Consider the following 21379-nt stretch of genomic DNA (forward strand, 5'->3'; position numbering starts at 1 on the left):
TTGATAAAACAAACTTTTGATCATTTAGAGGCCCGAGCGTGGTCATTCGATCTCGACAGGATCTTTACAAGAATGGATCGCAATGGTGCGGAATAAAAAAAGCCCCGAGGATTTCTCGAGGCTTTTGTGAGGTAAATTCTAATTTAAACCAAGCACAAGTCGCTCAGCTTCTTTCAACGCCTGGGTCTTTCCTTGGCGGCTAGAGAGCCTGTTGTACTCGTTTTTGAGAGCTTCAAACGACTGCGCTGTCATGTTCGCTTCAAGGATATAACGAGAAGCCTTCGCGACGCCTTCACTCTTATTGATATAAAGCTCGCGAATCAACCAGTTCCCTGCTTTTTGTACTAAGTCTGTTTGATCAGTCGTCAGTCTTGCATTGAAAACAAGGTCTTCAGCATTTTGTATCGCATCGCTCTTTGTGACATACAGTTCACTTACGTACCAGTTCACCAATGTTTTAAATTGCTTCAAAGTGACTGCAGTCAAAGGATTCACAGTATTCAAAACATAAGCTTCAGTTTTTGCAACAGCATCAGATCGGTTCACGTAAATGTCGGAAATCAACCATTGAGTGAGGTCCTTAATAAGTGGCGCCTGAGCAGCACCAACTTTACCTTTTAAAACCAAAATCTCAACACGCGTGAGTGCCTCAGATTTGGTGATATACAACTTGTCCTTATACCAATTCGCAAGATCTTTAAGACTGTTGAACTGATCTGCAGTCATTCCCTGTTCCATATATTCTCTGGATTTTTCCAAAGAAGAGCTGCTGCCGTAGTACCATTCGTTTTTGAGCCACTCAAAAACGCCGCCGTACAGTTTGAAAGTGTCGTTGACGTTCGCGTTCGTCACACGGCCACTCAAAACCCAAGCATCCGCGATTTTCTCAGCCTGAAAGCTGTCTGCTTTGAAATCAGCTTGGAGCACGTCGTATACTAGGACATACAAGTCCGCGTTTGCCAAGGTCAGGCCATTTTGAATTTTTCTTTGAGCAGCATCTAAAATCTTAGGTACATCGCCCAGAGATAAAAGACCTTCTCTGACGACCACACCTGCGGCTTTGCCTAAAAGCGCCGCTTGTGTTTGATCATAGTCTGTTCTGTCTAAAATATCCGTCGCCATATACCAAGAAATCGCGCCGAATTTATGGCTTAGTGCCGCTGCCAAATTTACAGTTTGATCAAACTGAGCTGACGTCCACTTTTTGCCCTCGACATATTCAATCGCAGTAGTCAGCGCAATATCTTTAGAATAACTAAAGCCAACGATACGGACGTAAGCATCCAGAATAGGTTTTTTAGGATAGTTCGAGTTTACCTCACTCAAATAACGAAGCGAGTTCACCAACAAGTCAGTATCGCGTTCAAAAACAGGCGGAAGCTGCTGCCACTGAGAATCAGCAAAACTATAAAGCTCCGGAACGCCGGCATTCAAAGCCTGCAAAGAAACGTCCCACGAAAATGCATATTGAAGGCCACGCTTGAAAACACTCTGACTTCCACTACGAACATGATCTTTCACGAAAGAAACAAGAACATCCAATTCACTGAGGTTAGACCATTCTGAAGTCGTTTTTTGACGAGCAATAGTTTGACGATAGAACTGAGCTCCTCTTTGCCAAAGACCTTCGATTTGTGCTGTACCTTTCGCAAGGTCTTGAAGTTCCCAAGCTAAAGCACCACCTTCACCCTGCTCAGCTTGCAAGTTGAAAAGAATTTGGTTTTCAACACCAGCACTAACCGGACTGCGCTTAAAGTAATAGAGAGCGCCTTTTTCAAAACGCGCATAATCCGGGAAGCTGACGTAAGAAGCATCCAACATAGACTGGGGATCCTTGGCCGTTACACCAATCTCTACCAAGATATTTTGAAGTTGAACGTCGCTCACTGGAGTCAACTGAACACGCAGAATGTATTCCTGAGTGCGGGTGTCTTTCTCGACTGCGATAAGCTGCATATTTGGATGAATGTTGATTTTAGAGCGGCCTTTTTTCTCTACGACCGTCTTCTTGCCATTTATGTTACGTTCAGATTTGCAATAGACATTGCCGCCGCTGCCTTCAACGCGGAATTCTGATTGGCGCGCATGGAAAGCATCGATAGCTTCTGGAGTGATGATTTCATCGCAATTGATTTGGCTGCCGTCGGGCTTGCCGAAAGGAGGCTGTTCTCCGCCACCAGGACTGCTACTGCTGCTACCAGAGCAAGCAGTTAAAACAACAGATAATAAAAGAAGACCAAGAACGTGCTTCATAGAAACTCCCTTTGGGGAAAATAGAAACGGCATCCTATACAGGATGCCGTTTGATTTCAAATTCTATGGAGTTTCTTGCAAGATCTTTAGAGTCGTCCGATAGCCGGACAAGCCTGTCCTAGTTGTGACGTTCGCCATCTCCGCAATAGACTTTGCCATTAAGCTCTACGTAGCCATCTGGGCGTCTTTCGCGCGGATCGTAGTGCAACCAGTGAAGAAGAGCGCCTTGGTTTGTCCATACGAACTGTCCACCCATCGCAATAACGTCGCCCACTTTCAAAGGCACGTATTCACAGAGGTCCAAGTTGTAAACGGCTTGCATTTGCGTTCCATTTGATAGGCGAACAACCCATTTTTGATGCTGCAGACCGTTTCTATCGTCTGGAAGAAGCTTCACAACAACCATTCCACGACCTTCTACGAAGTCTGCGCGGCGGCGCTTTTCAACAGCTTTTACGATTTCTTTATCTTCGGCATTTGGATCAGAGATTCGAGATTCGTCTTGGCCACCGCGGTTTTGGCGGTTTTCATTTTTTTGCTCGTTACCTTTGTGACTGCGATTTCGACCATAGGGTACGAAATCCTCGGATTTAGCTTGAAAACAACTGACAGAAAGAACAACACCCAACATCAATGCTAATTTTTTAGTCACTAAGCCCCCCTCAGAACCTATTAGTTTCCCGAATGTCCTAGAGCCAGGGACTTTTTTCAACCTCTAATCGGCACCTTAACCAAAAACACACTAAATGAATTGCAATTAACATGGTGCTTCTGGTCACTGTAAAATTTGCAACTCCAGGAAAGACACCATAATCTTTGGAAATTAAAGTGATTTTTTAACGGAATTTTAACGAAGCCATGGGGGCTTCTAGCAAATTTCCAAGTTCAAGGAGAACACTATGAAAATGATCCTTTCTGCGATCGTTACTTTGGCTGCTACTGCAGCTTTCGCTACTGGCACTGCAACTACTGGTACAACTAACACTACCGGTACAACAACTACTACTACTGGCACAACTGGTACTGGTACAACAACTACAACTGGCACTACTACAACTACTAAAGAAGCGAAAGCTACTAAAGGTATGACTAAAGAAGAAGCTGAAAAAGCTTGTGCTAAAGAAGCAACTGCAACTGCTAAAGAAGCTTGCGTTAAAAAGCACACTACTGGCACAAAAATGTAATTGAATCGCTTCACAGCGAATCAATCCCGAAGCCTCTCTTTACGAGAGGCTTTTTTATTTTTTCTCTGATCGAATTCTCCCCTGGCAAATCTCTCGAAACTGAACCCCAGAGTCGATTCTGAGCCGATCCATCGAGTCAATCGTATATTCCGATTGATTGACGAACCTGTGACCGATTATTCCAATATGTGCGAGGGGTTTTCATGAAATTTCTATTAGTTCTAGCAGTGGCTTTTGGCCTGACGACAGGTCAAGCACAAGCCGGTATTTTTGGTGGCGATAAGTGGACACAAGAAGATGCAGAGATGGTTTCTAAACTGTTAGATTCCTTCGGTCCTGGCTGCACCCTTACAGGCGGCATCGCATCTGACGCCTTGATTGTCGTAAAGTCCTTGGGTGACTTGATGAAAGCCGCAGCACTAGCTCCGGAATGCCAATCTTTGGCGGGAGCGGTGGCCTCTCTACAATCAGCCCACCTTCAAGCTTCTAGCATCTGGCCTTCGTCCAACGAAAACACCTATAGCGATGCAGAACGCGAGTACCTACGTTACAAAAAACAAAAAGATGAGATTCTTTTGCTGCTTGCAACTGAAACAGATGCGACAGCTCGTCAGGATCTAAAAACTCAACTCCAAGAAATCCAAATTTATCTTTCAGGCGCAGAAGGTCAGCGTGTCGCTGCAATGGAAAGTGATCGTCGCATTCGCAAGAATGAAGCTTTAAGAATTCTGGTCTCTTCGACGAACGTGGCGATGGATCAAGCAATTGCTAATCAATCTTGCTGGGCCGCAAAGCCCGATCTTTTGCAACAGCTTGTGGGCCTTGGCAGCACTGTCAGCTATAGCGCTGCGGTCGTAGCACCCGCTTCTGGTGTAGCCTTAGCCATGGGTGCCGGCTTGCAAATCGTCGGCGGCGTGATGGATTACTTCAAGCGCCTTAGCACCGCTAAAAAAATCAGCCGTTTTGTAGCACCACTAAGCCCCGTGGCTTTGACGTGTGCGCTTGAAAAAATGAATCAGATTTACTGTGCGGCTCGCGATAGCCAGTCTTCGATTGATGTTGTGGCAAAAGCGGGATCTTCTTTGGCTCAAGACCCTGTATGGCAAGGCATCACTTTAAACCGTCGTAGCTTGCCGATCGTGATTAACTGGTTGGAACGCCTGCGCACGGGCTCTGGCAGTGTTTCTTCTCCGGAAGATGCATTTAAGATCGAAGAGCTCGAGTACAAAAAACAAGCCTTGCAACAATCTCCGCGCAGATTCCAGGGCTATCTTGCGAAATACAAACCTATGTTTTTGCAAGCGACATCTCAGGATACAAAATTCGGATTTTTACAAAAATTTATCGCCAACATGTCGGACTCTTTTTGTACGACGATGCCAGGTATGACGAGTTCAAATCCGCTTTGCTCAATCCATCCTGCGAGCTACGTTCCTTTTTATCTTTTGGGTATTGATAGCACTCAATACAATCAATTGGTCAGTAAGTATTCGGGTATGACGTTCTCGCAAGTCACTTTACAACTTTTGGCTGCGGAAAATATTCCTGTGACTATCGATATTGATTTGGTCGAGCCACGTTTTGTAATTTGGCACGATCTTGCGAAGCAAAGATTTGATATCGAGTCTGCGAACCTGCTCGGTGAAGACTTGCGTCTGGTGTTTGAAGAGGCTCAGCCTAAGGGCGACAGCGATAAACTCCGTTTGTCACCAAAGACAGCTCTTCAGCAGATCTTGAATTTCTTAAGAACTCCAGCTCTAGCTCCCGCTGTACCTGATTTTACTGCAGACGTGATCGTGCAACTGCAATCGATTATGGATCATATCGAGTCCGTGGCCCAAGGAACGAAAACTCCTGAAGATGCGCGCGATCTTATTATGGTGGATGCGAAGCTGACGTCTGGGACTGGGTACGTACAAAACCGTGTTCAATTCAGTTTGCGTCAACACTTAGAGGCTTTGATTTTAAAACAAGGCGATCTTCCGTTGCAGGCCCTCGCTGCGACAGATTATTTGCAAGAACTTTACTCTTTCTATTCTGCAGACTCGCTCGAGATTTTACGCCGCAAATCTTTGAGTGCTCAGTCCACGATCCAAAGATCCATCGATCCATTTGTCGAGTTCTTTGAAACTCCGCTGAAAGAAGCACTGACGTCTTTAGACAATCAAGTGCGCAGAAACGGCGAAGGGCCTGGCGGGCCAAACTATGAAATGAAACTGACTTTGTGTTTCTATATGCTGGGCACAAGCCGTTGGCCTTCGGATGTAGATTTAAGTATCTGTGATGGTATGTACGGCAAACCAATCTTTGCCGAAGGCAAAACCACGCCGAAGTTTAGTAAGCGCCTGTATGATCTACCTTATCAAGACAGAGCTTGTATCTTGAGAGACTACGTTCGCCGCAATCAAGTTTTGCAGCGCAAGTGGGGCTTCAAACAAAAACCGCAAAAGCCACTGCAATAGTGGCTTTCTGTTAACGCGCACAGAGCTTCTCTGTGCCGTTTTCGTAATTTGACTCATGCGTAGGCCCTTGGTGGAGTGTTGGCATAAACAATCACCACAAAGGACAACGCATGCTTAAAAGAACAATCGTCACCCTTTCAACTTTATTCTCTTTTACCGCTCTGGCTGCAGATCCAGCCACAATTCCAAACCAAGTAAGCTCGGACAAACCACGCGGAGTCGAATCCGTTAACGCCATCGAGGCTCAAGCCAAAGTGGTGTCGATCGACAAAAAGAAGCGCACTTTAAAACTGAAGTCCGAAGATGGCAGCGAACACACTGTTACTGCCGGCGAAGAAGTTCAGAACTTCGACAAAATCAAAAAGGGCGACACAATTCGTGTGAGCTATCTGGAGTCCCTTGTTTGGGAACTTAAAAAAGGCAGTAAAGAGCCTATCACGGTCACAACAAGCTCGGACTTCTCGCGCGCAGCCCCCGGCCAAAAACCTGGAGCCGTCGCCACCGAAAAAGTCGTGGCCCGTGGAGTGGTCACCAAAGTCGATACTGCAAAACAATCCATCACAGTAAAAGGGCCCGAGAACACACTCACCCTGCCAATTCGCCGTGCTGATATTTTTAAAGATATTAAAGTCGGAGATCAAATCGAAGCCACATATTCAGAAGCGATGGCGATCTCTGTCGAGTCTGTGAAAAAGTAATCCGTAAGCAAATACCAAGGTAAAAAAAATCCCGCTCTTGCAGCGGGATTTTTTATTTGTATTCAATCTTTTCAATAGTGACGTATTCATCACCGGCGGGTTTTTTAATCACGACTTCGTCCCCGGTTTTTTTGCCTAACAGAGCTTTCGCAATCGGCGACTTCCAGGAAACTTTGCGAAGTTTGGCGTCGAACTCATCTTCACCAACGATTTGGTATGTGTGTTCTTCTTCATCTTCGTTCAGGATTGTGATTGTAGCACCAAACAAGACAGTGCTGGATTTAATGGTTTTTGGATCCACCATCTCTGCCGCTTCGATGCGTTTGATAAGGAAGCGAACTCGTTTGTCGATTTCACGAAGACGTTTTTTTCCGTATTGATAATCTGCATTTTCTGAACGATCGCCGTTACCCGCGGCCCAAGTCACCACTTCGACAACTTTGGGACGCTCGACGTGCATTAATTCATGGTACTCCGACTTGAGTTTTTCCAACCCAGCCGGAGTAATGTAGTTTTTTGCGTCGTCCATGAAAGACCTATTAGCCTAGTTGAGACACTCTCTGGTGAGCACGAACATCTTCAACTGGAAGATTCATCATTTCAGCAGATACCTGCTTACCTTGAAGTTCAGCCATCAACTCGTGAACACTCATGATGCGATCAATGCGATGAGCATTAGCACCAACAGTGTACAAGTTCTTCTCGTTTTGATTGTTCAAATCAATCGAAGCTAAAAGACCATTACAGATACAGAAAGTCTTTTCGTTTTCGTGTTTAGATGGGCAATGACCTTTGTTCAACAAGTAACCCTTGTCGCACTTCGGAGCACGCTCACGAGCCACAGCTTGTTGATAGAAAGGAGATTGTTTAATAACGTGGAAAAGCATTCCGCACGGAGAACCTGGCTTGCTTGCAAGCTCGATATCTTCCTCTTTACACTCTACCAACATTTTTTTGTATTCTGCATTCGCACCAGATTCGTAAGTTGCAAGGAAACGAGTTCCCATTTGCACGCCTGCGCAACCCATCTCGAGATATTTTTTAATATCGTCGTGAGTATAAACACCGCCAGCTGCAACGACAGGAATATTGCCCCAGTCTTTAACAACTTCGAAAACTTCTTTAAGCAAATTATCTAAGTGATTTTCTGGAGCAAGTGCTTCTGCAACTTCTCTCCATGCAATGTGACCACCGGCTCTTGGGCCTTCAACCACAACTGCGTCTGGCAAACGGCCAGTACGTTTCCAACGTTTAAAGATCACTTCCATCGCACGACCAGAAGAAACGATTGGAATCAAAGCAACATCGTTGTTTCTTTCGTGACGAAGAGCGATTTCAGGAAGAGCCATAGGAAGACCGGCACCGCTGATGATAGCGTCAACGCCGCCATCCATAGAGCCAAGAACAGAGTCTTCATACTGATTGATAACGGCAACCATGATGTTCATACCAACTGCGCCGCCTTTACCCAAAGTCTTCGCATCGCGAACATCTTGAGCCGCCGCTTCACGGGCTTTCATCAACTTTTTACCTTGGCGAGCCGCAACGATACGATCCAGACCTGCACTAGACAAAACTCCAAGTCCGCCTTCACGTGCTACAGCCCCGGCTAAAGTATAGCTCGATAAACCAATACCCATTCCCCCTTGAATGATGGGAACTTGAACTTCCGTATTTCTTAGCTTCATTGATGGCATTTGCGTCATCATTACCTCTTTAATTTGAATAGGCGAACAATCGCTTGAAACAATAACTTAAGTTTCACAAGTTAGTATAGGGAAAATCCGGCCTTTGTCATATCGTGTTTTGCCCCCGATATCCGGGACGAAATCGAACACGAGCACTTTCGTTATGGCCTTTGGTCTAAGTACCCTTAACTATTGAAGAATTCTAGCCGAAACGGTATCTAGGGAGGTCTCTGATGAGATCGCAATGGAAACGTTTATTATGGGCAGCACTGCTTTCTTGCACAGGTTTCGGTGCAACATTTACCTGGTATTACCTGACAAAAAGCAAATCTCTGACCAATGACGAAAAGCCTCTCGCATTCGTAGGAAAAGTGACCGATGAAATCCATCGCCGTCCCGCGACGCGCTTGTTAGGCAAGAAGTGAGCACTGGTGAACCACTGTTCAACGGCGAAGCCATTCGTACCTCTGAAAAAGGGGAAGTGCGCATTCAGTTTGCGGACTCAAATCGTTACTTGGATTTGGAACCTGAATCTCTGATCGTGATCCAACAATCAAAAGGCGAAATCGCCCTCGACTTGATGGAAGGTAGTCTCTTCGTTGCAGCCGCAAAAGAAGGCGAAGGCTCTGGCACGACATCACTCGTCTTGAACTCTGCTTCTGGTAAAGTTGACTTGAGTAAAGCATCCGCGAGTCTTTCTAAATCTGGCGGCAACCAAGTTGACGTCCAAGTCTTAGAAGGTTCTGCTTCCATCAAAGACAAGAATGGTAAAGACAAAGTTATTTCTACTGGCAATGCTGGTGCTTTGGGCTCGAATGGTTTGCAATTCAACAAGGCCGACCTGCAAATTCTTTCTCCGGCTCCAGGTAAAGTCGCTTATGTCGATGCCGATCTAAAAGACAATCTGACATTTAAATGGAAAGGCTTCCCAGCTGGACTTAAGGTCTCTCTTCATACGGGCACTAGCCGTAAAGACATGAAAGAGTGGAAGGAAGTAACTCCGCAAGGCGAAGACTCTCTAAAAACATCTCTGCCAATCGGTAAGCCTTATTGGAAACTCGTTGCCACAGATCCTAAAACTCAAAAGGTCATGGCCGAGAGTTCTATCTATCGTACTGATATCCAAGCTCGTTACGCGCCGACAGTGGTGTTCCCATTGGCGGATGCGAAGATTCCTGTGAACAAAGCTCCTTTTGATATGGCCTTTAAATGGCAAAAAGGTGATGAAACTTCACGCGTGGTTTTGGAAGTCGCGAAAGATCCTATGCTGAAACAAAAGGTGGCGACTCAGAACTTCACAACAGAAGAAGCTTACACCCTGCCCGCTTTGCAAGAGGGCGAATACTACTGGCGTATGAGTTCTTATTTCGAGGGCTCCGACAAACCGGTACTTGGAAAAATTCAAAAGTTCACTGTGACTAAGCTTGAAGAGAAGATTGTTCCGAAAGTACCTGTCGCAATTTCATGGACTGTGCCAGAGGATAAAATTCAGTTCTATTTGCAAACTCCGAAGCTGGGGCTTTCTTGGAACTCGGATCGCAATCAAGAAGTTTCTTACTGGAGACTTAAATACTTTGAAGAAGGTGATGATCCTTCCAAAGTGCAAACTCTCGAGTTGAAAGATACCAAAGCAGAGCCTCAGGTTGAAAAGCCTGGTCGCTATATCGCGTCTCTGGAAGCAGTAGATAAAGAAGGAAATATTATCGGAACTTCTCAGCATCGCAAGATTGCAGTAGCTCCGTTGCCACTCTTGGCCGCTCCGAAACTTTTGCCACTTGAAGGCAACCTGACTGCGCAAGCTGATGGTCGCACGGAACTTCAGTGGGAAAAAACAGAAGGTGCTAAGGAGTACATCCTTACAATTAGCAACAAAGAAGGCAAAGAGCTTAAAACTCTGAAATATACGACGAATACAACGAACTTGAAGAATCTGATGCCGGGTGAATACCAACTTAAACTGACTGTCGTCGACCAACACGGCAGAAGCAGTGAAGAAGCTATGCCTCGCAAACTGATTGTTCCAGATAAGAGCAACTTGAAAGCTCCAACGTTAAAGAAGATCAAGGTTAATTGATGCGTTTATTGTTCGCGATCTTATTACTACTCACAGTTCTGACCGGTGCTGAAGCAGCACTGGCGCAGACCTATCGCCGTGAGGTGAGCTTTGAGTGGGAAGAAGTTCCCGATGCAAAAAGTTATGACGTCGAAATCCGCCCTGTTATGAAAGAAGGCGGCACCGGCAAAGCGATGGTCTTTAAAACCAAAGAAGCAATTTGGGTCGGAAAACTTCTTCCGGGTAAATACACCATGTCTTTGCGTTCTAAAGATATCCGTGGAGTTCCAGGTGACTGGAGTCCACAAAGTGAGTTCGACGTGAACTTGGATCCAGTAAAAGTGAAATCCCCTGCTGCGAATGCAGCGGTCAAGGCCGAAGAAAATGACGAGATTTCACAGAAATTCGAGTGGGCGCCAGTGAATGGTGCTAACGAATACCGTTTCGAATTGAACTCTGAAGATGGCAAAACTCAGGTCGTTGAAACCACGAAGGATCTTTCTTACACAGCGAAAATTCCTGTGGCGAAGAACTATACTTGGAAAGTTACTGGCTTTGGCCAGAACTCGATGCAGAGTGATTCTACGACAGTCACTAGCTTCTCTGTGATTGGTAAGAAAATTGAATCACCAAAAATCACTCCACCTGAGAGTGAATTCGTACGCGAGATCAAGTGGTCGCGCCCAGAGACTGTTGAAAAATACGATCTGACGTTGAATCGCTACAACCCGACAACAAAGAAGTTTGAAAAAGTTCTTGTTCAAGAAAACGTTGATGCCGAAAGTTTTGCCTTTGACGAAAAACTTCCTGGCGGTACTTACAGCTTGCATGTGAAAGCTAAGGGCAACATGCGTGAAAACTCTGAGACTGCGAAAGCCACTTTCAAAGTCGTAAATGGCACTCGTACCCCTGCTGCTGAATACACTGCCCTTGTTAGAAAATCGATTGATCGATTGAGCGGCTGGTACGGTATTGCGAGTTACTTAATCACACAAATTAATTATTACGGTGAAACTCCTGAAACCGGCGGCCGTACGACTACCGACGCATTGGGTGGTACAGGGCGCTTGGGCGCAGGCTACTTCACAAAAGATGATCGCTGGGGTTTCTTAGGCATCATCGACTTGAGCGGCTTTGTGATCTCGGGCGCGAACCACACTTATGCTTCTGTAGAACTAAGTGCAATTTCACGTCACGTCTTGGGTGAGCGCGGTGAAGGCCGCTTAAGTGCGGGGCTCTACTACAAAGAATTCCCACAGTTGTTTGGTACTCCGAGTACGACCGGAGATGATACTGTGGATTTCTTCCAATCTGCGGTTGCGGGACCTCATGTGGGCGCTGAGTACTGGCACTCGCTGACTCCGAAACTTGGATTCCAAGTGAACAGTCATATTTATTACAGTCTTTTAACTATGAAATCCCCGAATGGAAATAACGCAGAACCGCGTATTTCTTATCAGTTGGGATTGATGGGAAGTTATCGCTTCAACAATCGCTTTACAGGATTGATGGGCTTGACGACCCGTATGGATCAAATCGCTTACAAAGCCAAAAAGACTGGCGCTGCAGGCGAAGGCCCCGGCACCTACGATGAAAGTCGTATCACCGGACAATATTTAAGTTTTTATGCAGAGTATGGATTTTAGGAGAGGATGCTTATGAGAATACCTATTTCTACAAAACTGATTGTTCTGACAGTTTTGATCTTGCTAAGTGCAACGGTGCTGATCGCCCTTCGTACTTCACAGATCTTCGCTGTAACCTCTATGCAAAGAGAAGAATATAGCAATCAGGCGTTCGCCGCATCCCGAGCAACTGAAGTTGAAAACATTTTGTCTTCTTTGGTGGATAAATCTAAAACATCTGCATCAATCCTCTATAAAAGTGCCACAAATCCAACAGCGACTTCTTCTGATGATTTCGAGCTGAACTTTACCAAAGATAAACGTTTTGTCTCGATGGAGATCTTAAAACTGAATGGTACGACGGTAGAACTTGTTTCCCGCCGCGTGAAAGAAGACTTCTTGAAAACCCAATACACTTTGGGACCTGAATATATCGCCCGCGTTCGTGATCAACAAAAATTCCCAATCCGCTCTGTTGCACAAGGATCTGTTGAAATTCGCAATGCTTCTTATGCCAAAGGCCCTGCGATGTTCACCATTGGTCTTCCGTTGGTAAAAGACCAACAAGGTCGCATTTCGCACGTCGCTTTGATTGATATTGATTTGTCTGTTTTGCAAAAACCATTTGGCGAACGCTCTGAAAGAACTTTCTTCCTTGTGGATCGTCAAGGCGAACTCATCGCCCATCAAGATGAACAAAAAGCGATGGCTCGTCTGAGCATGACGGCCTCCCCTATCGTTGCTAAAGCACTCGGAGAGCAAACACCTCGTCGTCAGATGAAGTTCAAAGACTCAGACTCTGGCGCAGAGATGATCGGCGCTTATAACAAGACTTCCTTCGGCGTCACGGTCATTTCACAATTACCACAAGAATTGATTCTTGAACCTGCTCAAGATGCAAAACGTGAAGCCTTCTACCTGACAGGTTTAGTACTTTCGGGATCGTTGTTTGTGATCTTCGTGTTCTCGATGACGCTGACTTCGCCAATCGAAAAACTTGCAAGCTTGATCGAGATGGTTTCTAAAGGAAACTTCGACGTAAAAGCAACCAAGCACGTTAAATCCCACGACGAAGTGGGCGATCTTGCCAAAGCCTTTGACCATATGACCGAGGGTTTGAAAGAACGTGATAAAGTGAAAAACCTCTTCAGCAAGTTCCACGGCTCTTCAGTTGCGGAAGACTTGATCAATAAAGACATCGGGGTTGGTGGTCAGTCCAAAGAAGTTGTGGTCTTCTTTAGCGATATCCGTGGCTTCACCGCTTTCTCTGAAAAACGTAAACCTGAAGAAGTGGTCGCGATGTTGAATGAATACTTTGCCGTGATGGTGGGTATCATCAACAGACACGGTGGCGTCGTCGATAAGTTCATCGGGGATGCGATCATGGCGATCTGGGGAGCTCCGAGAAGCTCTGACAAGGATTCACACAATGCCCTTCGCGCTTGTATCGAAATGCGCAAAGGCTTGGCCGAACTGAATGAAAAACGCATGGCTCGTGGCGAACCTGCTCTGATGATCGGTATGGGCTTACATGCAGGAACTGCGATCTCGGGCACAATCGGCTCTGATGAGCGCATGGAGTACACGGTCATCGGTAATACTGTGAACACCGCTTCTCGTATCGAGGCTTCTACGAAGGCCTTCGGTGCAGACTTGCTTGTTACTGACGACGTTATTGCCCATGTTGGTGATGCTTTCATTCTAGATTATGCCGGAGCTGCCGAAGTTAAGGGTCGCTCTGACGCTATTAAGATGTATAAGGTGCGCGGCTATATGGAGAACGGGCAACCCGTTGAAATACGTACTCCTTACTCGGACTACGAGGCCGAAGGCGCTGACAAAGTTAAAATCAAAGACGCCGCGTAATACCGGCTTCGAACCCGGGAATTTGCTCTGGGCTAGGAGCCTTGGCAAATCCCCGGCGTCGACTCGCCCTCCAGGCTGTGACTCTTCCGCCTGTACCCAGGCGGAAGGGCCCATCCATGGGCCCGTCAAGGTCTCCTATGGGGCTTTTCCAAGGCTCCTAGCCCAGAGCAAATTCCGTCTTCGAAATTGGCGTTTTCGTCTCCGATCTTTCCTTTCTATCCACGTACATTTTGTTCGCATCTGCTTGTTGTCGACTTGGGGTGTTTTGGGTTGCTCCTTGGGCGTGGGTGGGATAGGTCGTTGGTATTGCGAGGTTTTTTTATGAAGCTTGTTATTGGGGATAAGAATTTATCTACTTGGTCTTGGCGGGTTTGGTTGGCTCTTCATTCTTGGGGGATTCCTTTTGATGAAGTTGTTATTCTTCTGGATAAGCCAAACACGACTGCTGAAATTTTGAAGCACTCGCCTTCTGCTCGTGTTCCTTTTCTTCATGATGGGGATCTTGGGATTTGGGATTCGCTCGCTATTGCTGAATATTTGAATGAGAAATTTCCGCAAAAGCAGATGTGGCCTGCTGATATGAAAACTCGTGCTTGGGCGCGCGCTGTGGTTTGTGAAATGCATTCTGGGTTTGCTGATCTTCGTAAGCTTATGCCTGGAAATATCAAAAAGCGTCTGACTAACTTTGACTACTCCCCTGTTGCTAAAGATGTTGCGCGCATTCAAGAGATTTGGACTGAATGCCGTAAGGCCCATGCCCACTTGGGACCTTATCTTTTTGGTGCTTGGAGTTTAGCGGATTGTTTTTATGCGCCTGTTGTTTGGCGCTTTGTGAGCTATGGTGTGAAGCTTGACGGTCCCGTTCGCGAGTACGTGCAGGCTATGCTTGCACATCCCTCTATGAAAGAACTTGAGCGCCAAGCTTTGGCAGAACAAGGCTAGTCCGCGGATCTATTGGCAGCCGACTTTTTCGCACATTTCTTTTTGTGAAGACGCGCGCTTCAACATATCGGCCAAGTATTGATCCTTATATGTTGAAGTTTCTGGGGCCATTCTTTGTGGAATGTGATTCAGGTTTTCGATTGTCTGCAGTCTTGAGAACAACATACGACGGAATTTTTTCGCTGCTAGACATTTTTCGCCAAAACCCGCAGCCTGGGTTAACGATCCAGAGTTGCTAGACCAAAAACAGATCTGCTTTCCACTCCAGCTCTGCTTCGTGCCTGTGAATATCACCGAGTGGCCTCGCTCTTTGTGGCCAATCGCATCGGTCCAAAAAGCTTTCATAAAATCGCCCGGAAGTGCATCCGCGATATTCGTGAAGTTGCTACCTAAATTCAACTCGTAGAAAAAGCGCGCAGTCCCCGGGCCGTTCGCGTTCCAACGTCCCCACACACCCGCTCCATCAGGTTCGCCCTTCACAAGCAGCGCCTTCATTGTATCCGGAGTCAAAGTCAGTTGCTGTGCCTTTTGCATCTGAGAAATTAGTTCCGTCATCACAACATAAGTCGCAGAACTGCAAAAGCTTGGTCTTGCTTTTCTTTCCGCCACTTCAAGTGTGTCCTCGCCAAGTGTGATTGAAGATTTCAGCGCTTTAAAAGCACGACTGGTGGTTTCGTAGCCTCCACCTTTAGGCATTTTCTTTACGATCGCCATGATCGCTTCGTTATAGGGAGCTCTCACATCCGCAGCAGAAGCACTACCGGTTGCAAGAACGGCGAATAAAAATGGAATGTATTTTATATGCTTCATCTTTTTATCGAAGCATGCGGGTTCACTCTTTGTAAATCCTCCGACCCCGTTTACTAGACGTTCAGAGGACCTGTTTGTTTTGTTCGATGAATTAAATTTTCACACTGAGTCCGTCTTTCAAAGCCATCTTTTGCGCTCTGAAAGCAGGAATCAAGCCAATAAGAATACCGCCGACTAAAGTCGCCGCCAGATAAGCAAACTCAAGCGTACCAAGCATCGGACCACGCAAGTAGAAACCAAATTGAATCTCAAGCCACGGGCGAAGCAACAAGGTTCCGCCAACAGAAATAAGCGTCCCCCACAAAATACCCGCCACAGTCAGAAGCGTAGATTCAAAAACAAGAAGCGCCAAAATTTTATCAGTACCAGCACCAAGTGCGCGCAGGATGGCCATTTCACGGCGACGCTCATTCAAGCTTGTGGTCAATGCAATCAACATCGCCATAAAGCCCACAGCAACCACCATCCATGAAATCACCTTCAACACTTGCTCGACATAAGAAAGCCCGTGCCACAGCTCGCTCAAAGTGACACCTGGAATAATCGCCAAGAGTGGCTCGTCTTTGTAGTTATTGATCTCTCGTTGAAGGCGCAGAGTTTCGATACGCGATTTTGTTCCAACAAAAAACGCGGTGATCTGGTCCACGTGAATATCTTCTTTACGAATATTTTCCGGACGCACAACTTTATCTGGCGTTGGCGCCGCCCCACCCTGCCAGTCAATGTGCATCGCTTCGATGCCTTCGAGGCTGACATACACTGATTGATCAAGTGCCGTGCCTGTTGGTTTCATGATACCGACGATCGTGAACGGCTTGTCGTCGTGTTTTTGAATGCCTTCGCCCTTGGTAACTCCGTGGGCAACGACGATTTTATCACCGAGTTTGTAGTTCAGCTTCCGAGCGACATCCGCACCAATGACGACATCCCAAAGACCTTCCAGTACTTTCCCCTCGGAAAGTTCCACTTTAGAGTCTCCGCGGAAACGATAGTGTTCGAAGAAATCCAAAGTGGTTCCCACAACGCGGAAGCCACGATGCCCATCCCCTAAAGAGTATGGAATGGTCCACGCAATCGCCGGATGTTTTTTGAACTCTTCATAAGTTTTATAAGAAAGATTGTGTGTCGCATTCCCCATATTGAAAACCGTGTACAGAATTAACTGCACCGGTCCACTGCGAGCACCCACAATCAAATCAGTTTGACTGATGGTTTGAGTAAAACCTTCTTCCGCTGCTCGTTTGACTCTTTCAACCGTCAGTAAAAGCGCCACACTCAATGCGATTGAAACCACCGTCAGGATTGAAGCTAACGCGCGGTTTTTCAGGGATTGTATAGCAAGATTTAGAAAAACCATCTTAGCCCCCCTTCGCCGCTGTTGCATGGTTGATAGAATCTAAAGACACCGAACGCGAGAACAAATGCTGAATACTGCGATCATGACTGACAAACAAAACGGTTGTTCCGTACTGTTCACACAACTCAAACATCAATTCCAAAAACTTTTCACGATGATCCATGTCCAAAGACGATGTTGGTTCATCCGCTAAAATCAAGTCAGGTCGACCGACCAACGCGCGAGCCACCGCAACTCTTTGCTGTTGCCCTACGCTGAGCTCGGTCACTTTTTTATCCATGTGAGCAATGATTCCCAACCGTGTGCACAAGTGGCGAATCACAGATGTTTGGTCTTCGTTCTCGAGACGCTTTTGGCGATTTTTACTGAGATGAATTGGCAAAGAGATATTTTCTTGAACGGTCAGGTACGGAATCAAATTGAAGCTTTGAAAAATATAACCCAAATGTTCGGCACGGAAATGGTCACGGCCTTTTTCAGACAAGCTCGACAAGGACTGATCCAAGATTTTCACTTCGCCTTGATTTACTTTCAGAATTCCAGCGAGGACTTCCAGAAAAGTCGTCTTCCCAGAGCCACTCGGGCCATAGATGTAGACTCTCTCACCTTTTTTAACGGTGAAATCAGAAATAGCCAGAGTGTCGTTGGTGGAATTTGGGTAGCGGTACGTGATGTTTTTAACTTCGATGAGATTCACTCTAAGACCTACCTGTAAGGTTCGACGCTATCACCAATAATTTCGAAAGAGGATTCACCGTACATGGATCTTTTCGTGACCAAATTCAGAGTGCCATGAACCCAGATCGGGCCGAAAGCAACTTCAACCCCTTCTTTCATTTTCACATAAACCATTTGATTCGGTGGAGGCGCCGGTACGTGGATACAAGCTTGCGGACTTGGCACCAACAAAAACTCGGTGACAGCTCGTTGATTGTCCTCGAGAGGCACCATGAAACCAGGAATTTTCACGGCACGGCCATTCAATGCTTGAAGCTCGGAGCTGGATTTGCCGGTCACGTAGTCCATTTGCAAAAGAAGACGCCAGTCGACTTCAACACCCTGGCCTTTAGCGCCGCCAGAGAATTTATGAAACAACGAAGCACCCACGACAACGGCAAGCACTAGAATTCCAGAACCAATCAACCACTTTTTCATTCTGCCAATATCTCATAGGCCTTGGTGTTAACGCAATTTATTTGCAACTAGATCCGGCCCTTGAAAACGAAGTCACAACTTGCGCATCGCGTCCCAGGAGGGCGATCAGGTACCCTTTCCGCAGGGCTGGTGGTAAGTTGCTTGAATGAGTACGAAATTCCAAAGAGTCCGCGGGACTCGCGACCTACTTCCAGAAGATAATGTTAAATTCCGTTTCGTCGAGTCGATGGCGCACAAGCTGTCTTTGCTTTACGGTTATGGCGAGATCGAAACTCCGATCTTTGAGTTTTCTGAAGTTTTCCATCGTACTTTGGGCGAAACCTCGGATGTCGTCAGCAAAGAGACTTACACGTTTAGTGACCGTGGCAATGAAAGCCTGACTTTGCGCCCGGAAGGAACTGCGGGGGTCGCACGTGCGTTTATCTCTGAGGGTATGGCGCAAAATCTTCCATTGAAATTCTATTACTCGGGTCCGATGTTCCGTTACGAGCGCCCACAAAAAGGGCGCTATCGTCAGTTCCAACAATTGGGCGTTGAATGTTTGGGAATTGATTCGCCCCTGGCAGACGTTGAGTCTTTGACCCTGGCTTGGGATCTTTTGACGGCGATCGGGATTGCCGATAAATGCCAGCTTGAAATCAACACTCTTGGCGACGCTGAAAGCCGCGCAAAATATCGTGATGCTTTGGTTGTGTACTTCAGTCAGCATCAGGACAAACTTTCCGCCGACAGCAAAACCCGCTTAGAGAAAAATCCAATGCGCATTTTGGACTCTAAAGACGAAGGCGATCGCGCTTTGATCGCCAACGCCCCAGAGATGCATAACTTCTTGAACGACGCTTCTCGAAAGTTTTTTGCTGACATTCTTAAAGGCATTGAAAATTTGGGGATCCCCTACAAAGTGAATCAAAAACTGGTGCGTGGATTGGATTACTATTGCCACACAGTATTTGAATTCGTCACCACAGAGCTTGGCGCTCAGGGTACCGTGCTTGCTGGTGGACGTTATGACCCCCTCATCGAAATGATGGGCGGACCAAAAACTCCGGGCGTGGGTTGGGCCGCAGGTATTGATCGTCTATCCGATCTGGTTCCTGCTGAAAAGTATCAAAAGCAAGAAGCTCTTTTGGCTGTCATCCCTGCCGACGAAGCAGGTGAAAGTGCCGCTTTGAAAGTGGCGCACCAACTGCGACTTGCCGGTTTTAAAACCGAGATGCTGATCTCTGGCAAAATGGGCAAGCGTTTCCAAAAAGCTGACAAGATGGGAGCCACTCATGCTCTTGTTTTGGGCGAAAGCGAAGTGGCTGCGCAAAAGATCGCCGTGAAAGATCTGAAAGCGGGCTCACAAGAGAACCTGTCGCTTTCAGAACTGATCGCTAAGTTGAAATAATTTAAAAGAATATCTTTAATCCGCTCCGTATCCCGGTGCGGATGTTTTCTACCGTCGTGCCGGCGTTTGTCGTACTTTGCACGTCTTTGTACCAAGAACCAAAAACCCGGAAGTTTTTGAAATCAATAAAGGCCCCGCCTTCGGTCAAAGTTCCCTTTACGTCCCCTAAGGTCGCCTCGGTAGTCGGCAAATAGGAACGGTAAAGTCCATCAAAGCCGAACTGCTTGATCGCATACATTTGTAGGCTGACCTGGGCAAATTGCTGGCTTATGCGAAGCTCTGGTGCATTTTGATTCCGGGTTCGCATCCCATAATGCAGGGTCAGGTAGGAACCTTGAATTGAGCTTCCTAAAAGACGTAGGTTAAAGAGACCACTCAGGTCATTGAAGCCCTCTTGAGTGTTGTTTTCATATTCGGCAGTCAGCCCCACGAACTGAGCGTAGGCCGAAAATGTTCCTTGGTAAGAGGTGTTTTTATCAACGGCCGCACCGCCCCCGGCATCCAACTCGTAGCTGTTATAGGAAACCCCTAACATCAACTCGTAAGGAGAAGGCGAATTCATCGAAAGCCACATGTCCATCATGCGGTTCCGGTCTTTTTGAGCAAGCCATTCCTGCAGCGTCCAGCGCGAGCTCTCGCGACGTTCCGCCCTTTTGGTGAACTCGCCACCGCCCCCGGAAGACTGAGCCCCCGCATTGAAGGCAAAGGCCATCACAAAGAGGGCCAGGAGTGATCTGAAATGAAACATAGGAATCCTCCATTTTTAATTTTGCCCTTTGGGGGGACTTGGGTCTAAGATTTTATCTGTAAGTCTAAGATTGAGACTGAGGTTGTATGTACGTCCACGATTTGAATCCATTTGCTATACAGTTTTCTGAACATTTCGGCATTCGCTGGTATGGATTATCGTACATGATTGGATTTATCTGCGCTTACCTCTTGATCCGCTGGCTAACTTCGCGCCAACGTGCGGGACTGAATCCAAACATGGTGGGCGACTTTATCACTTACGTGGCTATCGGCACTTTGGTAGGCGGCCGCTTGGGTTATGTGATTTTTTATTCTCCGGACCTGTTTCTTAAATTCAAAGGCGACTTCCCGTTTTGGGGAGTCTTCGCGATCAACGAAGGCGGCATGGCCAGCCACGGTGGCATGATCGGTATTGTGCTTGCCTGTTTGTTTTTTGCCCGTCGCCACGGTGTTAACTTTTTGTATCTTTTGGATTTGGTGTCGGTCTCTGGCCCTATTGGCGTGTTCTTTGGCCGTATTGCTAATTTCATCAATGGCGAGCTTGTCGGCAGACCAGCTCCGGACGACTTCCCACTTTCTGTGAAATTCCCACAAGATATTTTGAATTGGCCAACCGCAGACTTTGCAAAGCTTAGCAGCCTGACGAGTGTGGTTGATAAAGTGAACATCAATAGCGAGCAGTGGCTTGAGATGCTGCAAAAATTTGAATTCGACACTGTGACTCGCAGCCAAGTGTACGATGCTCTCGCGAAAGTGGTGACTGAAATTCAAAATGGCAATAGCGCCGTCAAAGAATCTTTGGCGCCGCTCTTAGTGGCACGCTACCCTTCGCAACTGTTCGCTGCTTTCGGCGAAGGCTTGCTATTATTTTTGATTTTATTCTTCCTTTGGAGAAAAGGCCGCAAACCAGGATTTATCGCGGCGACCTTTATCGTGTTGTACTCTTTGGTTCGCATCCTTGATGAGTACTTCAGGATGCCGGATGCCGCTATCGGGTATCAATGGTTGGGACTGACTCGTGGCCAATGGCTAAGCGTCGGCATGTTCTTCATCGGAATTTCTATGATGTTCTTGTGGATGAGATCCAACTCTCTGAATATCCCAGGCTGGAACCGTGGCCACAGCATCCGCTTAGGCCGAAAATAA

General features: G+C 46.7%; 19 protein-coding genes. 10 read left to right on the forward strand and 9 right to left on the reverse strand.

Going from position 1 to position 21379, the window contains the following annotated elements:
- Positions 1 to 138: 138 nt before the first annotated feature.
- Complete coding sequence (locus tag ACLWBB_RS15625; protein WP_413288486.1) at positions 139 to 2253, reverse strand: hypothetical protein; 2115 nt, start codon at positions 2251 to 2253, stop codon at positions 139 to 141.
- A 118-nt stretch (positions 2254 to 2371) separates the two neighbouring features.
- Positions 2372 to 2905, reverse strand: coding sequence for a DUF3465 domain-containing protein (locus ACLWBB_RS15630; protein ID WP_413288487.1), 534 nt, complete (start codon positions 2903 to 2905; stop codon positions 2372 to 2374).
- Positions 2906 to 3152: 247 nt separating this feature from the next.
- On the opposite strand from ACLWBB_RS15630, the gene ACLWBB_RS15635 reads away from it, so the two are divergent.
- From ACLWBB_RS15635 to ACLWBB_RS15645, 3 genes are all read left to right on the forward strand, one after another.
- Positions 3153 to 3437 carry a hypothetical protein gene (locus ACLWBB_RS15635; RefSeq protein WP_413288488.1) on the forward strand — a complete coding sequence of 95 codons (285 nt, stop codon included), beginning with the start codon at positions 3153 to 3155 and terminating at the stop codon, positions 3435 to 3437.
- Between the two features lie 203 nt (positions 3438 to 3640).
- Positions 3641 to 5899, forward strand: a complete 2259-nt coding sequence (locus ACLWBB_RS15640; protein WP_413288489.1) for a hypothetical protein — start codon at positions 3641 to 3643, stop codon at positions 5897 to 5899.
- Positions 5900 to 6009: 110 nt separating this feature from the next.
- A complete protein-coding gene (locus ACLWBB_RS15645; RefSeq protein WP_413288490.1) occupies positions 6010 to 6597 on the forward strand; it encodes a hypothetical protein in 588 nt (195 codons plus the stop codon).
- A 52-nt stretch (positions 6598 to 6649) separates the two neighbouring features.
- Here ACLWBB_RS15645 and greB read toward each other — a convergent pair whose 3' ends face one another.
- Positions 6650 to 7126, reverse strand: a complete 477-nt coding sequence (gene greB, locus ACLWBB_RS15650) for a transcription elongation factor GreB (RefSeq protein ID WP_413288491.1) — start codon at positions 7124 to 7126, stop codon at positions 6650 to 6652.
- A 10-nt stretch (positions 7127 to 7136) separates the two neighbouring features.
- Positions 7137 to 8306 (reverse strand): NAD(P)H-dependent flavin oxidoreductase, encoded by a 1170-nt coding sequence (locus ACLWBB_RS15655; protein WP_413288492.1) that lies wholly within the window; start codon positions 8304 to 8306, stop codon positions 7137 to 7139.
- A 212-nt stretch (positions 8307 to 8518) separates the two neighbouring features.
- Between ACLWBB_RS15655 and ACLWBB_RS15660 the strand changes: the two genes are divergently transcribed.
- The 5 genes from ACLWBB_RS15660 (at position 8519) to ACLWBB_RS15680 (ending at position 14771) form a co-directional block, all read left to right on the forward strand.
- Positions 8519 to 8710, forward strand: a complete 192-nt coding sequence (locus ACLWBB_RS15660; RefSeq protein WP_413288493.1) for a hypothetical protein — start codon at positions 8519 to 8521, stop codon at positions 8708 to 8710.
- Positions 8707 to 10359: a FecR domain-containing protein gene (locus ACLWBB_RS15665; RefSeq protein WP_413288494.1), complete on the forward strand. Its 1653-nt coding sequence runs from the start codon at positions 8707 to 8709 to the stop codon at positions 10357 to 10359. The genes ACLWBB_RS15660 and ACLWBB_RS15665 overlap by 4 nt, the downstream gene beginning before the upstream one ends.
- The gene (locus tag ACLWBB_RS15670) at positions 10359 to 11984 is read left to right on the forward strand and encodes a hypothetical protein (protein WP_413288495.1); all 1626 of its coding nucleotides are present in this window, start codon (positions 10359 to 10361) and stop codon (positions 11982 to 11984) included. Before ACLWBB_RS15665 ends, ACLWBB_RS15670 begins: the two co-directional genes overlap by 1 nt.
- A 12-nt stretch (positions 11985 to 11996) precedes the next feature.
- On the forward strand, positions 11997 to 13829 hold the full coding sequence (locus tag ACLWBB_RS15675; RefSeq protein ID WP_413288496.1) for an adenylate/guanylate cyclase domain-containing protein: 1833 nt from the start codon (positions 11997 to 11999) through the stop codon (positions 13827 to 13829).
- 321 nt (positions 13830 to 14150) lie between these two features.
- Positions 14151 to 14771 carry a glutathione S-transferase family protein gene (locus ACLWBB_RS15680; protein WP_413288497.1) on the forward strand — a complete coding sequence of 207 codons (621 nt, stop codon included), beginning with the start codon at positions 14151 to 14153 and terminating at the stop codon, positions 14769 to 14771.
- A gap of 9 nt (positions 14772 to 14780) precedes the next feature.
- Here the strand turns inward: ACLWBB_RS15680 and ACLWBB_RS15685 are convergent, their stop codons facing one another.
- From ACLWBB_RS15685 to ACLWBB_RS15700, 4 genes are all read right to left on the reverse strand, one after another.
- Positions 14781 to 15581 carry a hypothetical protein gene (locus tag ACLWBB_RS15685; RefSeq protein WP_413288498.1) on the reverse strand — a complete coding sequence of 267 codons (801 nt, stop codon included), beginning with the start codon at positions 15579 to 15581 and terminating at the stop codon, positions 14781 to 14783.
- 91 nt (positions 15582 to 15672) lie between these two features.
- Entirely contained in the window at positions 15673 to 16938 is a 1266-nt protein-coding gene (locus ACLWBB_RS15690) for an ABC transporter permease (RefSeq protein WP_413288499.1), read from the reverse strand.
- A 1-nt stretch (position 16939) separates the two neighbouring features.
- On the reverse strand, positions 16940 to 17635 hold the full coding sequence (locus ACLWBB_RS15695) for an ABC transporter ATP-binding protein (RefSeq protein WP_413288500.1): 696 nt from the start codon (positions 17633 to 17635) through the stop codon (positions 16940 to 16942).
- An 8-nt stretch (positions 17636 to 17643) separates the two neighbouring features.
- Positions 17644 to 18093, reverse strand: a complete 450-nt coding sequence (locus ACLWBB_RS15700) for a DUF3299 domain-containing protein (RefSeq protein WP_413288501.1) — start codon at positions 18091 to 18093, stop codon at positions 17644 to 17646.
- Positions 18094 to 18238: 145 nt separating this feature from the next.
- Between ACLWBB_RS15700 and hisS the strand changes: the two genes are divergently transcribed.
- Positions 18239 to 19483: a histidine--tRNA ligase gene (hisS, locus tag ACLWBB_RS15705; RefSeq protein WP_413288502.1), complete on the forward strand. Its 1245-nt coding sequence runs from the start codon at positions 18239 to 18241 to the stop codon at positions 19481 to 19483.
- A 1-nt stretch (position 19484) separates the two neighbouring features.
- Here hisS and ACLWBB_RS15710 read toward each other — a convergent pair whose 3' ends face one another.
- Complete coding sequence (locus tag ACLWBB_RS15710; protein WP_413288503.1) at positions 19485 to 20231, reverse strand: hypothetical protein; 747 nt, start codon at positions 20229 to 20231, stop codon at positions 19485 to 19487.
- 86 nt (positions 20232 to 20317) lie between these two features.
- Here ACLWBB_RS15710 and lgt point away from each other — a divergent pair, with 86 nt between their 5' ends.
- The gene (gene lgt, locus ACLWBB_RS15715) at positions 20318 to 21379 is read left to right on the forward strand and encodes a prolipoprotein diacylglyceryl transferase (RefSeq protein ID WP_413288504.1); all 1062 of its coding nucleotides are present in this window, start codon (positions 20318 to 20320) and stop codon (positions 21377 to 21379) included.

The organism is Bdellovibrio sp. HCB337, from assembly GCF_047302465.1.
Classification (GTDB): domain Bacteria; phylum Bdellovibrionota; class Bdellovibrionia; order Bdellovibrionales; family Bdellovibrionaceae; genus JACMRP01.

What these genes read in the sequence shown, in the direction of transcription:
- ACLWBB_RS15625 (WP_413288486.1), bottom strand. Translation starts at nt 2,253, where the DNA reads ATGAAGCACGTTCTTGGTCTTCTTTTATTATCTGTTGTTTTAACTGCT.
- ACLWBB_RS15635 (WP_413288488.1), top strand. Translation starts at nt 3,153, where the DNA reads ATGAAAATGATCCTTTCTGCGATCGTTACTTTGGCTGCTACTGCAGCT.
- ACLWBB_RS15640 (WP_413288489.1), top strand. Translation starts at nt 3,641, where the DNA reads ATGAAATTTCTATTAGTTCTAGCAGTGGCTTTTGGCCTGACGACAGGT.
- ACLWBB_RS15645 (WP_413288490.1), top strand. Translation starts at nt 6,010, where the DNA reads ATGCTTAAAAGAACAATCGTCACCCTTTCAACTTTATTCTCTTTTACC.
- greB (WP_413288491.1), bottom strand. Translation starts at nt 7,126, where the DNA reads ATGGACGACGCAAAAAACTACATTACTCCGGCTGGGTTGGAAAAACTC.
- ACLWBB_RS15655 (WP_413288492.1), bottom strand. Translation starts at nt 8,306, where the DNA reads ATGATGACGCAAATGCCATCAATGAAGCTAAGAAATACGGAAGTTCAA.
- ACLWBB_RS15660 (WP_413288493.1), top strand. Translation starts at nt 8,519, where the DNA reads ATGAGATCGCAATGGAAACGTTTATTATGGGCAGCACTGCTTTCTTGC.
- ACLWBB_RS15670 (WP_413288495.1), top strand. Translation starts at nt 10,359, where the DNA reads ATGCGTTTATTGTTCGCGATCTTATTACTACTCACAGTTCTGACCGGT.
- ACLWBB_RS15675 (WP_413288496.1), top strand. Translation starts at nt 11,997, where the DNA reads ATGAGAATACCTATTTCTACAAAACTGATTGTTCTGACAGTTTTGATC.
- ACLWBB_RS15680 (WP_413288497.1), top strand. Translation starts at nt 14,151, where the DNA reads ATGAAGCTTGTTATTGGGGATAAGAATTTATCTACTTGGTCTTGGCGG.
- ACLWBB_RS15685 (WP_413288498.1), bottom strand. Translation starts at nt 15,581, where the DNA reads ATGAAGCATATAAAATACATTCCATTTTTATTCGCCGTTCTTGCAACC.
- ACLWBB_RS15690 (WP_413288499.1), bottom strand. Translation starts at nt 16,938, where the DNA reads ATGGTTTTTCTAAATCTTGCTATACAATCCCTGAAAAACCGCGCGTTA.
- ACLWBB_RS15700 (WP_413288501.1), bottom strand. Translation starts at nt 18,093, where the DNA reads ATGAAAAAGTGGTTGATTGGTTCTGGAATTCTAGTGCTTGCCGTTGTC.
- hisS (WP_413288502.1), top strand. Translation starts at nt 18,239, where the DNA reads ATGAGTACGAAATTCCAAAGAGTCCGCGGGACTCGCGACCTACTTCCA.
- ACLWBB_RS15710 (WP_413288503.1), bottom strand. Translation starts at nt 20,231, where the DNA reads ATGTTTCATTTCAGATCACTCCTGGCCCTCTTTGTGATGGCCTTTGCC.
- lgt (WP_413288504.1), top strand. Translation starts at nt 20,318, where the DNA reads ATGTACGTCCACGATTTGAATCCATTTGCTATACAGTTTTCTGAACAT.